The sequence below is a fragment of the Paenibacillus sp. 1-18 genome, assembly GCF_000520755.1.
GTDB lineage: Bacteria > Bacillota > Bacilli > Paenibacillales > Paenibacillaceae > Paenibacillus > Paenibacillus brasilensis.
The window spans coordinates 1-511 of the sequence record NZ_ASSB01000295.1; the positions used below are offsets into that span (position 1 = coordinate 1).

Consider the following 511-nt stretch of genomic DNA (forward strand, 5'->3'; position numbering starts at 1 on the left):
CCGTCGGGAAACAGCAGCCAGAGAGTAGGCACTGATTTCTTGAGCAATGGCGAATCCCTCGCGAGAAGTGTCGACGAACAAGCCATCCAAATCCTCAGCCTTAGCATAGGCAACACTGTGAAAATAACCATGCAGGACGCCTACTTTCTCCTTTAGAAAATCCGCCAGTGTATCCAATTCTTCATCGCTTTGTACATTACAGGGACAGACAATGGACCCCGGAATCGTGTCAACGAGCTTTAGCACCCGATCTGCAACCCTCTCATTTTCGTAAGTAAAAATGAGTCTTGCTCCTTCAGCAGCTAAAGATTGGGCTGTCCCCCAAGCAATACTCCTGTTATTAGCCACGCCCATAATCAAAATGTTCTTACCACTCAGTAGTGCTGCCACAGAAACCACCTTTCTTTTTTTACATTTTTCCACAAAAAAAACAACTTAATTGCGTATACCTATAAATGTTAGACACATGTAATCTTTTCTGGAATATTATCATGTTAGTTGCCAAAGTTAA

General features: G+C 43.1%; 1 protein-coding gene. It reads right to left on the minus strand.

Annotation, left to right across the window (positions count from 1 at the left end; genetic code table 11):
- The coding region (locus L693_RS0118580) for an enoyl-ACP reductase FabI (RefSeq protein ID WP_025718967.1) at positions 1-390 on the minus strand (390 nt) is incomplete at its 3' end.
- Positions 391-511: the final 121 nt, after the last annotated feature.